This window comes from Photobacterium sp. 1_MG-2023, from assembly GCF_030547945.1.
In the GTDB taxonomy this organism is placed as follows: Bacteria; Pseudomonadota; Gammaproteobacteria; order Enterobacterales; family Vibrionaceae; genus Photobacterium.
In genome coordinates this window covers 95,082-107,016 of sequence record NZ_JAUORR010000009.1, presented here as the reverse complement: position 1 = coordinate 107,016, position 11,935 = coordinate 95,082, and the positions used below count along the sequence as shown (strand labels likewise).

Annotated in this window: 12 protein-coding genes; 6 read left to right on the top strand and 6 right to left on the bottom strand. The window is 52.3% G+C overall.

The features are described from left to right. Window positions 1-157: 157 nt before the first annotated feature. The 5 genes from Q4579_RS10270 to pspA all read right to left on the bottom strand — a co-directional run bounded on the left by Q4579_RS10270 (window position 158) and on the right by pspA (window position 3,981). Entirely contained in the window at window positions 158-1,201 is a 1,044-nt protein-coding gene (locus Q4579_RS10270) for a YcjF family protein (protein WP_303563765.1), read from the bottom strand. Next, the gene (locus tag Q4579_RS10265; RefSeq protein ID WP_303563764.1) at window positions 1,198-2,595 is read right to left on the bottom strand and encodes a YcjX family protein; all 1,398 of its coding nucleotides are present in this window, start codon (window positions 2,593-2,595) and stop codon (window positions 1,198-1,200) included. Before Q4579_RS10265 ends, Q4579_RS10270 begins: the two co-directional genes overlap by 4 nt. 78 nt (window positions 2,596-2,673) lie before the next feature. Then, window positions 2,674-3,060: an envelope stress response membrane protein PspC gene (gene pspC, locus Q4579_RS10260; protein ID WP_211645566.1), complete on the bottom strand. Its 387-nt coding sequence runs from the start codon at window positions 3,058-3,060 to the stop codon at window positions 2,674-2,676. Beyond that, window positions 3,057-3,287, bottom strand: a complete 231-nt coding sequence (gene pspB / locus Q4579_RS10255; RefSeq protein WP_211645567.1) for an envelope stress response membrane protein PspB — start codon at window positions 3,285-3,287, stop codon at window positions 3,057-3,059. The genes pspC and pspB overlap by 4 nt, the downstream gene beginning before the upstream one ends. Before the next feature lie 28 nt (window positions 3,288-3,315). After that, a complete protein-coding gene (gene pspA, locus Q4579_RS10250; protein ID WP_303563760.1) occupies window positions 3,316-3,981 on the bottom strand; it encodes a phage shock protein PspA in 666 nt (221 codons plus the stop codon). Window positions 3,982-4,234: 253 nt separating this feature from the next. On the opposite strand from pspA, the gene pspF reads away from it, so the two are divergent. From pspF to Q4579_RS10220, 6 genes are all read left to right on the top strand, one after another. After that, window positions 4,235-5,257, top strand: a complete 1,023-nt coding sequence (gene pspF, locus Q4579_RS10245) for a phage shock protein operon transcriptional activator (protein WP_303563758.1) — start codon at window positions 4,235-4,237, stop codon at window positions 5,255-5,257. A 122-nt stretch (window positions 5,258-5,379) separates the two neighbouring features. Then, complete coding sequence (sapA, locus tag Q4579_RS10240; RefSeq protein WP_303563756.1) at window positions 5,380-6,999, top strand: ABC transporter substrate-binding protein SapA; 1,620 nt, start codon at window positions 5,380-5,382, stop codon at window positions 6,997-6,999. 3 nt (window positions 7,000-7,002) lie between these two features. Then, window positions 7,003-7,965 carry an ABC transporter permease subunit gene (locus Q4579_RS10235; protein ID WP_303563753.1) on the top strand — a complete coding sequence of 321 codons (963 nt, stop codon included), beginning with the start codon at window positions 7,003-7,005 and terminating at the stop codon, window positions 7,963-7,965. Next, entirely contained in the window at window positions 7,952-8,839 is an 888-nt protein-coding gene (gene sapC / locus Q4579_RS10230; RefSeq protein ID WP_303563752.1) for a putrescine export ABC transporter permease SapC, read from the top strand. The genes Q4579_RS10235 and sapC overlap by 14 nt, the downstream gene beginning before the upstream one ends. Continuing rightward, window positions 8,839-9,837 (top strand): oligopeptide/dipeptide ABC transporter ATP-binding protein, encoded by a 999-nt coding sequence (locus Q4579_RS10225; protein ID WP_303563750.1) that lies wholly within the window; start codon window positions 8,839-8,841, stop codon window positions 9,835-9,837. The genes sapC and Q4579_RS10225 overlap by 1 nt, the downstream gene beginning before the upstream one ends. Next, window positions 9,834-10,658: an ATP-binding cassette domain-containing protein gene (locus Q4579_RS10220; RefSeq protein WP_303563749.1), complete on the top strand. Its 825-nt coding sequence runs from the start codon at window positions 9,834-9,836 to the stop codon at window positions 10,656-10,658. Before Q4579_RS10225 ends, Q4579_RS10220 begins: the two co-directional genes overlap by 4 nt. Here the strand turns inward: Q4579_RS10220 and Q4579_RS10215 are convergent. Next, window positions 10,655-11,917: an MgtC/SapB family protein gene (locus Q4579_RS10215; RefSeq protein ID WP_303563746.1), complete on the bottom strand. Its 1,263-nt coding sequence runs from the start codon at window positions 11,915-11,917 to the stop codon at window positions 10,655-10,657. The two genes, Q4579_RS10220 and Q4579_RS10215, sit on opposite strands and share 4 nt — an antisense overlap. Window positions 11,918-11,935: the final 18 nt, after the last annotated feature.

Here is an 11,935-nt window from a genome sequence, read left to right as displayed (position 1 = left end):
GCAGTGTGCGCGGAAGTTACCTGATCGTCAAGACAGGAAATTCAGAAGGTGAGAGCTGTATCGTGATGAAATGGTGGCAAAAACAGTATTTTGCAGGGTCATGCCATCAGGTGAATAAAAATCGACCAGCCCCAATAGTGAAGCTGGTCGAAAAACATCAGGAATTCTGCCCCGTCGTCTCGGACTTGTCTGCTCCCAGTCGGCCAAGCAGATCACGACGAATATCACTCAGGGCCGGCGCCTGATCCGGCTGCCAGGGCAACGGCCGCATCAGATTGATTGCTTTCAGGCCGAGACGGCCAGTCAGCAGACCCACGCCTAAGCCCTGCGCAGCCCGGGCTGATAAACGACCGGTCAGGTGGACTGACAATAAATCCATGCTGCTGTCGGTGATCAGCTCACTGGCACCGGCAATGGCCATATTTTTCAGAACCAGTTTGAACAACTGAATTCGGGACCAGTAGCCCAATTCGATGCCGTACACTGCGGCAATCTGGTCAATCAGACGGAAGTTTCGCCAGGCGACCAGCAGGACATCAGCAATCGCCAGCGGGCTGACGGCAACCATCAGCGCGGCTTCACGCGCGTACTTCACCACCATCTTCTTCGCAGCTTTATCCTGTTGGCTGACCACAAGCTGGTCGTACATGGCCAGCACTTCAGCATCATTATGCGTCGCTGCCAGAGATTCCTGCCAGCGACTGTAACCTGCATGTTCGGCGGAGATCCCGCCCTGTTTCGCCAGCCGGATACAGAAAGCTTTCCCCTGCCCGATGCCATCTTCGGCGAGGAGCAGTTCAGCCTGTTCCCGTTCGGTCTGCCGGTCTTTCAGGCGGCGCAACCGATACCATTCACGGCCGAGGACGACAATCCCTGTGGCTGCCACGGAGGCCACCAGCACACTCCAGCCCAGAGACAGCCAGTCCCCGCTCTGATAGGCCGAATACACATAATCGACGCTCTGCCAGACGGTCAGACCCACCCCACCCAGCAACAGAGTTTTCAGCCAGCGACCTTTGGACTTCCGTTTTCCCAGCGTTTGTTCTAACTGTGCTTCTGCTTGTGTTTCTGAAGCATCTTCGGGACCAGATGGCAAGAAACTCTCTTCCTGCGCAAATTCCAGTCTTGTTTTGAGATCCGGCGCAGACTGCGCCTGTTCGGTTTCGTCGAATACAATCTTGCTCTGAAACGATTTGGTCATCGCAATTTATCTCCCAGCAAAAACGACAGGGTTTTATCCATCCGGATATGCGGCAGCGGCTCATCACTTTGCTGCGGCAAGGGCCGGAAACTGACAAAATCAAAACCCTGAGATGCCCAGAATTGATCATCCGGCAGACGTCTCGGGACTTCTCCCGGAAAAACAGTCTGGGCCTGACCGGACAAAGTATGGCCGCGCAAAGCTGGTACCTGCTTGCCCTGATGATCCACGAATCCGGGCTCCGTCGCCTGAATCGCGGCCAGACTGGTACAGCTCATATTGATCCCTTCAAACGATGCTGTCTGCCAGGCTTCATTGACCATCTGCTGCAGCAGGCTGACCAGATTCGGATGCTGCTCCGGGGTAATATGATCCGCTTTCGTGGCCGCAAACAGCACTTTATCGATTCTGGGCGAGAACAAACGGCGCAGTAAAGAACTCCGGCCATAATGAAAGCTCTGCATCAGTTGATTCAGGGCATGCCGCATATCATTGAAAGATTCACGCCCCGCATTCAGCGGTTGCAGGCAATCAACCAGAATAATCTGGCGGTCGAATTTCGAGAAATGGTCCCGGTAAAAGCCTTTCACCACATGTTGCTGATAATATTTATAACGGCTGCGCAGCATTCCGAAGTTTGTATTTTCTTTCGCTTCATTCAACTGGCTTTCGCTGTATTTATCCAGCCACATGAACGGAAAAAACTGAAGGACAGGCGCACCCGACAATTCACCGGGCAACACGAATCGTCCCGGTTGCACCCAATGTAATCCCGCCTCAGCCTTACATTTGTGCAAATACGCAGTGAACTGTTCTGCCAGACGGGCCAGCAGATTTTCATCCGCTTCTGCGAATGGATCCAGTGCCTCACCTGCCGCCAGCCAGTCTTGCGCCAGAGTTTGACGACGTCCCGTCATCAGCCGGTGCTGCTGTTTCGACCAGGCCAGATAATCCATGTCGAGCAAAGGTAAATCGAGCAGCCATTCTCCGGGATAATCAATAATATCCAGATAGAGGGTGGCCGTATCCTGCAGGAGTTTCAGCGGACCTTTCTGCGGCTGAAAACGCAGGGCCATGCGAATCTGGCTGACATCGCGAGTCGGCTCGGGCCAATGCGGTGGCGTAGCCAGCAAAGACTGCATCCCTTCTTCATATCCGAAAGCAGGCACATGCATCTCAACCTGTGGAACCCGTCGGGCGCCCATCAGGTGGCCGTCACTGACCGCCGGAAACAGCGGTAATCGTGGATTGGTACTGACATGCTGTAACTGGTTCACCAAGGATGTGATAAAAGCGGTTTTCCCGGCACGGGATAAACCGGTCACAGCCAGCCTGACATGCCTGTCCAGCCCCCGGTTCACTAATTTGTTCAGCTCTTGCCCTAAATGAATCATATCCTGCCCTTCTCATTTTTCTTCGTACAGCAGAAAAGCAGGCGGTTGCCTGCTTTCCTTTTTAGGCCAGTGTTGCGTTTAAAGCTGTTTGAACGCTTTTTCCACATCGTAGGCGGAGGAGGTCACATAAGCTTCCATCTCTTGGAGCTTGGTTTCCATGCCATCCATTTCGCTCTCCAGATTATGCAAAACCTGAGACGGTGACTGCCCGGACTGCCAGGGTTTCTGTTTCACCGTGTGCTCTTTATAAGCATGCTGCTGTGTCTGGCGTTCTTCCGGCATCTTATCCAGAAACAGACAGGCTGCGATATAAGCCAGCGTGACGAAAAAACCGATACCCAGCAAAAACGCAGAAACCGTCAGGATACGGACCACCCAGGTTTCAACCCCGAAGTATTCGGCAATCCCGGCACAAACACCCCCCAGTTTCCCGTTCTTCGGATCGCGGTATAAGGTTTTCGTCATGACTTCTGCCTCCATTGCGGCGCTTCAGCATCCAGTATCTTTTCCAGTGTGACAATACGTTGCTGCATCTGTTCTGCGCGGGTCAGCAACGCCTGCAGTTTATCCGCTTCATCACCGGAAAGTCCCTGTGCGGTGTGGCGCTTGCTTCGGTAATGCAAAATCAGCCACAACGGAGCGACAAATACCAGAAAGACAATCAGCGGCCCGACTATAAATCCCATCGACATGCAATCTCTCCTCTCAAGGCCTTCAATATTATTCTTTGTCTTTCATGCCTGCTTTCAGACGTGCCAGTTCCTGTTCGATTGCGTCTTGTGCCTGCAAATCCGAAAATTCCTGATCCAGACTCTTACCGCGACCTAAATTATAGCTGTCGGCTTCTGCCTCCATTTCGTCAATACGGCGCTCGTATTGCTCGAACTTGGATAATGCTTCGTCGACTTTGCCAGTATCCAGCTGACGACGAACTTCACGACGATTATCCGCAGCCTGATGACGCATCACCAGCGCTTGCTGACGCGCACGGGTTTCCTGCAGCTTGCGCTCCAGTTCAGCGACTTCCTTGGCCAGCTTTTCAATGGTTTCTTCCACCAGCTTGTACTCTTCCTGCAGCGTCAGAACCACATCACTGAGCTTTTGTTTTTCAATCAGCGCAGCACGGGCCAGGTCTTCACGGTTTTTCTGCAGTGCCAGCGTCGCTTTTTGCTGCCAGTCTTCAGATTGTGATTGCAGGCTGTTGATCCGACGCTGTAATTCCTTCTTGTCCGCCATGGCTTTGGCGGAAGAGGTACGGACCTCAACCAACGTGTCTTCCATCTCCTGAATAATCAGGCGGATCATTTTTTGCGGATCTTCTGCTTTATCCAGCAATGAATTCACGTTGGCGTTTACAATATCCGCAAAGCGAGAAAAAATACCCATAATTGTCTCTCCTTCATCGTCGCCATACCGACGCTCGGCTGACTGACGTTGTGATTCAGATGTCGCCGGAAAACCAGCGGACTCATGTGTGATAGCCCTATAATACAAAAGGCGTGCCAACTTTATTATTCATTCGATATCAGTAAGTTAGCTTTACATCTGCTTCTGCCTGCTGGTATCTTATCAATGTTTATGCCAAGAGTTGGCGAAATTGACCAACACCTTTTCTGTTGAATCATGTGGAGCTCTCCCTATGCAAAAAACGGACAACCTGATCGGCGAATCAGAAGCCTTTCTCGCCGCTTTAGATCATGCCTCGCGGCTGGCTCCGCTCGAACGCCCTATTCTGATTCTGGGTGAGCGCGGGACAGGTAAAGAGCTGATTGCCCAGCGGATTCACTATTTGTCCATACGCTGGGATCAGCCTTTGGTTTCCCTCAATTGTGCAGCCCTGAGTGAAGGGGTGATTGACTCAGAATTGTTCGGTCATGAGGCCGGTTCTTTTACCGGTGCCAAAGGCCGCCATATGGGCCGGTTCGAAAGAGCCGAAGGCGGTACGTTGTTTCTTGATGAACTGGCAACATCACCGCTGGGCGTGCAGGAGAAGTTGTTACGCGTGATCGAATATGGTGAATATGAACGGGTTGGCGGCACGAAAACCTGTCAGGCCAATGTCCGGCTGATCTGTGCCACCAATGCCGATCTCCCGACGCTGGCAAATGAAGGAAGTTTCCGGGCAGATTTATTAGATCGGCTGGCCTTTGACATTATCCATTTACCGCCGCTGCGAGAGCGTCAGGAAGATATCCTGTCGCTGGCAGAATACTATGCCGTCCGGATGTGCCGTGAGATGGGATTTGGCTATTTTTCTGGGTTCAGTCCCGCAGCAAGAAAAGCGCTCACCACCCATGATTGGCCCGGAAATGTCCGTGAACTGAAGAACACGGTGGAACGTTCTGTCTTTCGTCACAATCACGAGGATTTACCCATTGAATCAATTATCCTCGATCCATTCACTCCCCCTTGGGCCAACCAACCAAACGGGACGGACCAAGATGCGGATCCTGCGCTTAAATCTGCTCCGAAGCTTCCAATCGATCTGAGAAATTATCAGGCATCACAGGAAGTTAGTCTGATCAATCAGGCCCTGGTGCAATCGAAGTATAATCAGCGAAAAGCCGCACAACTGCTTGGATTAAGCTACCATCAACTCAGAGGCTTACTGCGCAAGCATGATATGGTGGGCAGTACTCAGGAAAATGACAACCATGAATAACAAACTGCGTCATTTAATAACATCGCGCTGGTTAATGAAGGAGATATCTTGGTGGTTCGCGCAGAAAGTGATAAATTTAGCCCCTTGTTTTTCCTCAACACCTGATAGATAAGAGCGTTGTTATGAACGCCTGTTTCCGATTGCTGCTCGCCTGTGCTGGATTGCTGGGTTTGACGGCCTGCTCTGATCCCCAGCAAGAAAATACCATTCGCCAGTGGGGATTTATTTATTGTGGCCAGGACACCCCCTGGACCTTTAATCCTCAATTGACGGATGGTGGTCATACGGCCGACAGTCTGGCAGCCCAGATCTTTGATCGGCTGCTGCAACTGGATCCGATCAGCCATCTGCCGCAACCGGCGCTTGCCAGCAGCTGGACCGTCAGTGAAGATGGCCTGGAATATACGTTCACGCTACGGCAGGATGTCCGGTTTCAGCGCACGCCAGACTTTTCTCCGACCCGGCGTTTCAATGCTGAGGATGTGCTGTTCAGTTTTCAGCGGGTCATTGACCCCAAACATCCGTATCACGCCGTTTCCGGTGGTCATTACCCTTGGTTTGAAAGCCAGTCATTTCATCGTTTGATTGAACGCATTAAAATCATTGATGCGCATCACATCAAATTTATCCTGACCCGGCCAGACAACGCCTTCCTTTCGACCATTGCCAGCTCTTATGCAGCCATTCACTCGGCGGAATACGCCGATCAGCTGTTACGGCAAGGCCATCCAGATCAGATTGATACCCGGCCGGTCGGAACCGGTCCATTTTATATGGATGAATACCAGCCCCATGATCTGATTCGCCTGAAACGCCACTCCTATTATTGGCGTGGAGCACCCTTTATGGGCCAGGTTGTGTTCGACATCTCATCCCGCGGGACAGGGACACTGGCCAAGTTGCTGAATCACGAATGTGATGTGCTCTCTTCTCCGGTTGCCAGCCAGCTTCCAGTGATCAAGAACGATCCAGAATTTGATTTGATCGCGCAAAATGCCATGAACGTGGCTTTCCTCGCCATCAATAACAGTATTCCAGCCTTGCAGGACGGACGCGTGCGTCAGGCAATCAATCTGGCGATCAACCGTGAGAATTTGCTGAATTCCGTTTACTACGGTACTGGCACTAAAGCCAAAACCTTGCTGCCCCCAATGTCTTGGGCACATGATAAAAACCTGCCCGATGTCAAATACGATCCGATCAAAGCACAGCAGTTCCTGAAAGAAGCAGGCTATGACCGTAATCTGCACCTGATTCTGGCGGTGCCCATGGAGCCGCGGCCTTACAATCCCAGTCCGCGTAAAACAGCAGAGCTGATACAAGCTGATCTACGTGCGGTTGGTATTGAAGTCACTCTGCTGTTGCAAGACAGGCCCTTACGCCCGGGGTCAAAAGCCCAGCAAAGCATCGACCTGACGCTGACTGGCTGGGTGGCCGACAATGGCGATCCGGATAATTTCCTGCGCCCGCTGCTTTCGTGCAGCGCCAAACAGGCCGGATTGAACGTTGCCAACTGGTGTAATCTGCAATTTGATAACTTGCTGGAACTGGCTTCGCGCACAACCCAACTGGAGCAGCGTCTGGATTATTATCAGTACGCGCAGGAAATTTTACAGGATGAAGTCCCGGTGATCCCGCTGGCCCATGGGGTTCACTATCAGATTCACCATCAATCCTTACAAGGCCTCCACCTGAGTCCGTTTGGCACCCGCTCGTTCTCTAATGTGTATCGGAGCGAATAACTGATGTTGATTTACACCATTCGCCGTCTGAACCTGTTTCTGATCACCCTGTTCATTCTGACCATGATCGGTTTCAGCATTTTGCGTATCGAGCCTTCCAGTTACTGGAACCTGCATGATTTCTGGTCGGGCTGGCTGCTGTATCTGGAAAACCTGATGGTTGGAAATCTGGGCCTCAATGAAGCTGGGGAACCCATTTTAGGGGAAATCCTGACCGTCTTCCCGGCCACATTGGAACTGTGTTTCTTTGCCTTTATTCTTTCCTTGGCGCTGGGTATTCCGTTAGGCACCCTGGCTGGCGTGAAGCGCGGACGCTGGATTGATACCTGCATTTCTTCTCTGACTCTGGTCGGCTATTCCCTGCCCTTGTTCTGGCTGGCGATGTTGTTGATCATGCTGTTTTCCATCCAGTTAGGCTGGTTGCCGGTCTCTGGACGTTACAATTTGCTGTATCAGATTGAACCCGTTACCGGCTTCGCGTTGTTTGATGTCTTCTTATCTGAAAAACCCTACCGTTCCGCAGCGATGCTGGATGTGGTTCGTCACCTGATTCTGCCGACACTGGTGCTGGCCATTGCGCCGACAACTGAGGTGATCCGGCTGACACGGGCTTCAGTGGCCGATGTTATGCAGCAGAACTTCATCAAAGTCGCGCAGACCAAGGGCCTGTCGATGGGGGAAATCATCATGCGTCACGTCATGAAAAATGCGATTCCGCCCATTATTCCAAAACTGGGGATGCAATTTTCAACCATGATGACCTTTGCCATGCTCACCGAGTCAATTTTCAACTGGCCGGGTATCGGACGGTGGCTGCTCGATGCTATCGCCACCCAGAATTATGTCGCCATTCAGGCTGGCGTGATCACTGTAGGTGGATTTATTTTGCTGGCCAATATTCTGTCTGATCTGGCGGGGGCCTTGGTCAATCCACTGACCCGGAAGGAATGGTATGCCATCAAATAACATCTACCAGGAACATAAAATTCCGACGCAATGGGAACGGGCGTGGCAAAACTATCAGGCCAACTCACTGGCGGTTTTCGGACTCTGGTGTCTGGGTTTTCTGCTGCTCATCACCCTTTTTGCGCCATTACTGGTCTCTTACGGGCCCAGTGAGCAGGTGGGCGAATTTCTCATGCCCCCCTCTTGGGATGCCAGCGGACACGTTGAATTTTTCTTCGGCACCGACGATCTGGGGCGGGACTTATTTACCCGTATTCTGCTGGGCAGCCAGTTGACCTTTGGGACGGCTTTGCTGGTTGCGTTTGCGTCTGCCATCCTCGGGATTGTGATTGGTATTCTGGCGGGCATGACCCGTGGCCTGAAATCCAGCTTCCTCAATCATGTGCTGGACACAGTTTTGTCGATTCCTTCCCTGCTGCTGGCCATCATTATCATTGCTTATATGGGCACCGGGATGACCAGTATCCTGCTGGCCATCTGGCTTGCATTGATCCCAAGGTTTATTCGAGCGATCTACTCTGCCGTGCATGATGAAATGGAAAAGGAGTACGTCACTGCGGCAAGACTTGATGGCGCCAACAGTTTCTACCTGCTGTACCACTCGATTTTACCCAACATCCAGCCTGTGGTGATCAGTGAGCTGACCCGGGCCATTTCCATCGCCATCATTGATATCGCAGCACTTGGTTTTCTCGGCCTGGGCGCTCAATCACCTTCCCCGGAATGGGGGGCAATGCTGGGTGATTCGATTGAACTGATTTATCTGGCTCCCTGGACCGTCACCCTGCCCGGACTCGCCATCACCTTCAGTATCTTGGTGGTAAACTTAGTAGGAGAAGGACTCCGACAGGCAATCAATGCAGGAGTAGACTGATGCCATTGCTCGATATCCGAAATCTCACCATCGAAATTGAAACCCCGCAGGGCATGGTTAAAGCGGTAGAACGCATGAGCCTGACTCTGAACGAAGGTGAAATCCGCGGGCTGGTCGGGGAATCCGGCTCGGGTAAAAGTCTGGTGGCCAAAGCCATTGCCGGGGTCACCAAAGATACATGGCGTGTCAGTGCCGACCGCCTGCGCCTGGGCGATATTGACTTGCAGTCTCTGTCTCCCCGCGAGCGCCGGAAAGTGGTGGGGCGAGAAATTGCGATGATCTTTCAGGAGCCCTCTTCTTGCCTGGATCCTTCAGAGCAGGTCGGGCAACAACTCGAGGAAGCCATTCCCCGCAGTTCATTCAGCGGTAGTTTCTGGCAACGTTTCCACTGGCGCCAGAAACAGGCGATCGCACTGCTTCACAAAGTCGGGATTAAAGATCATCAACGCGTGATGCACAGTTATCCCTATGAACTGACGGATGGTGAGTGTCAGAAGATTATGATCGCCATGGCCATTGCCAACCGACCACGACTTTTGATTGCGGATGAACCCACCAATGATCTGGATCCGATCACACAGGCGCAGATTTTCCGTTTGCTGAGCCGGATGAATCAGCTGAATAACACCACGATTCTGCTGGTCAGCCATGATCTGACCACAGTCACGCAATGGGCAGACCGGATCACCGTGATGTATTGCGGACAGGCTGTTGAGTCGGGCAGCCGCAAACAGCTGCTGACCACGCCACATCATCCTTATACCGTGGCGTTATTGCAGGCAATGCCGGACTTCAGTCAGGATATTCCGCACAAAAGTAAACTGACGACCCTGCCCGGCTCCATTCCACCCCTGCAGCATTTGCCGATTGGCTGCCGTCTCGGCCCGCGTTGTCCGCATGCGCAGCGGAAATGTGTCGAAGTCCCGAAACGTAAAAAAGTGAAAAACCATAAGTACAGCTGCCACTTTCCTTTAAATATGCCGGAGCCGAAATCATGAGTGTCCTTCTGGAAGTCGACAATCTGAGAAAGGAATACCATCATCGCTCTGGTTTATTCCGTCGTCGCAGCACAGAAGCGGTAAAGCCTGTGTCTTTCAAGCTGGAAGTCGGACAAACGCTTGCCCTGATTGGCGAAAATGGTTCCGGAAAATCGACACTGGCGAAAATGCTGGCTGGCGTTGTTGAGCCCTCCGGTGGTGTGATCCGGGTCAATGATGAGCCGCTGGCGTATGAAGACTACCGGACACGCTGCAAATTGATCCGGATGATCTTTCAGGATCCCAATACATCCCTGAATCCGAGGATTCAGATTGGCCAGATCCTGGAAGGACCGCTGAAGCGGAACACCAATATGACCCCGCAAGAGCGGGAAAACCGGATTAAAGCAACACTGCTGCGTGTTGGTCTGCTGCCAGAGCATGCGTATTTCTACCCGCAAATGCTGGCAACCGGCCAGAAACAGCGGGTTTCTCTGGCCAGAGCACTGATCCTGCAACCTTGTATTATTGTGGCCGATGAAGCCCTGAACGGATTGGACATGTCGGTCCGGTCGCAAATCATCAACCTGCTGCTCGATTTGCAGCAGGAGATGGGCCTGTCATATATCTATGTGTCTCAGCACATGGGCGTCATTAAACATTTCAGCGATCAGCTCATGGTGATGCAGCAAGGAGAAGTGGTCGAGCAAGGCGCAACGGTAGATATCTTTCAGTCACCCCAGCATCCGCTGACACAAAAGCTCATCGACAGCCATTTCACGGCACCGTCTCACGATCGCAGTACACGGATCAGCAGCCGCACGGCGAAAATCCACATCTAACACCATTGCAGCCAGAACCATCCTCCAGCAGCAAGTAGTGCAATCACGACAGGCGGCACGACACACATTCCCAGTGTGCGGCTGCCGATCCCCCAGGCCATCAGCATCTTCACCAGACTATTCACACAAGCAGCAATGACGATTCCGAATCCCGCAGTTTGCAGACTCATTTGCACCTGACTCTGATGCCCCAACGCCAGCGTAATGGCATCAACATCAGTCAATCCGGACAACGCAGACAGCACATAGGTGCCCGTGTCACCAAACCAAGTCTGCAATGCATGCGACAGCAACATAATGATTAACAAAATGAAACCAAACATCAGCGCAGAAGCCAGCCCCAAAGGGTTTCTTTTCACTTGCGGTGACTCATAATCTTCCAGCGGATTTCTCAGCCAAAGCCAGATCGCAGGCAGATAAAAACAGGCCATCATCACCAGCATCGGGATGGCAATCAGGACCGCCAGCGACGGGTTCAGCACTGAAGCTAGGAAAATGATTCTCGGAAACATCGTCCCACAGCTGATCAAAATGCCACTCCCCAATAACGGCGATAAAGCTTCCTCCTGCTTCGACAGATTTGAAAACTGAAGCGTTAAAGCCGTCGATGCACTTAAACCGGCAAACAAGCTGGTGAACAGAATCCCATTACGGGCGCCACCGATGCGGATCGCAACATGCCCGATAAACGAAATCGTCGCAATCAACACCACCAGGAGCCAGAGCTCAAAAGGATTCACCGCTTCCCAGGGGCCGAATCCTTTATCCGGCAATAAAGGGAGCAAAACAGCAGAGATCAGCAGCAGCCGGAGCGCAGCCTCCAGCTCATATTCCTGAACTTTGGTCATGGCCGCGTGCAGCTCTTCTTTCATATCGAGAATAATCGCCGTCACAACCGCAGCAGCAACTGCAATCACAGGCTGGCCACTCACAGCCAGACACCCCAGTACAAAAGTCAGCAGTAACCCAATCAGACTGGTAATTCCGACATCATGTGTGCGTTGCTGGCTGGTCAGATAGGCAACTGTTATCACGACACTGAGAGAAACCAGTGCAAACCCGAAAATCAGTTCAGAATAGATATCGGCCAGCACACCAGTCAGTCCGCCCAAAAGCCCCACTAACGAAAATGTACGAATCCCGGCAACACGCTCCCCTTCTTTACGGTTACGAGTCACCCAGCCACGCTGCAACCCGATAACAGCACCCAGTAACAGCGCAATACCTAGTTGCCATAGCGGAAAATGTCCAGTTTCCATCCGTTCGGACACCCTATC

Excerpts from the sequence above, each read along its gene's own strand:
- Q4579_RS10270 (WP_303563765.1), bottom strand. The coding sequence starts at position 1,201 with ATGACCAAATCGTTTCAGAGCAAGATTGTATTCGACGAAACCGAACAG.
- Q4579_RS10265 (WP_303563764.1), bottom strand. The coding sequence starts at position 2,595 with ATGATTCATTTAGGGCAAGAGCTGAACAAATTAGTGAACCGGGGGCTG.
- pspC (WP_211645566.1), bottom strand. The coding sequence starts at position 3,060 with ATGACGAAAACCTTATACCGCGATCCGAAGAACGGGAAACTGGGGGGT.
- pspB (WP_211645567.1), bottom strand. The coding sequence starts at position 3,287 with ATGTCGATGGGATTTATAGTCGGGCCGCTGATTGTCTTTCTGGTATTT.
- pspA (WP_303563760.1), bottom strand. The coding sequence starts at position 3,981 with ATGGGTATTTTTTCTCGCTTTGCGGATATTGTAAACGCCAACGTGAAT.
- pspF (WP_303563758.1), top strand. The coding sequence starts at position 4,235 with ATGCAAAAAACGGACAACCTGATCGGCGAATCAGAAGCCTTTCTCGCC.
- sapA (WP_303563756.1), top strand. The coding sequence starts at position 5,380 with ATGAACGCCTGTTTCCGATTGCTGCTCGCCTGTGCTGGATTGCTGGGT.
- Q4579_RS10235 (WP_303563753.1), top strand. The coding sequence starts at position 7,003 with ATGTTGATTTACACCATTCGCCGTCTGAACCTGTTTCTGATCACCCTG.
- sapC (WP_303563752.1), top strand. The coding sequence starts at position 7,952 with ATGCCATCAAATAACATCTACCAGGAACATAAAATTCCGACGCAATGG.
- Q4579_RS10225 (WP_303563750.1), top strand. The coding sequence starts at position 8,839 with ATGCCATTGCTCGATATCCGAAATCTCACCATCGAAATTGAAACCCCG.
- Q4579_RS10220 (WP_303563749.1), top strand. The coding sequence starts at position 9,834 with ATGAGTGTCCTTCTGGAAGTCGACAATCTGAGAAAGGAATACCATCAT.
- Q4579_RS10215 (WP_303563746.1), bottom strand. The coding sequence starts at position 11,917 with ATGGAAACTGGACATTTTCCGCTATGGCAACTAGGTATTGCGCTGTTA.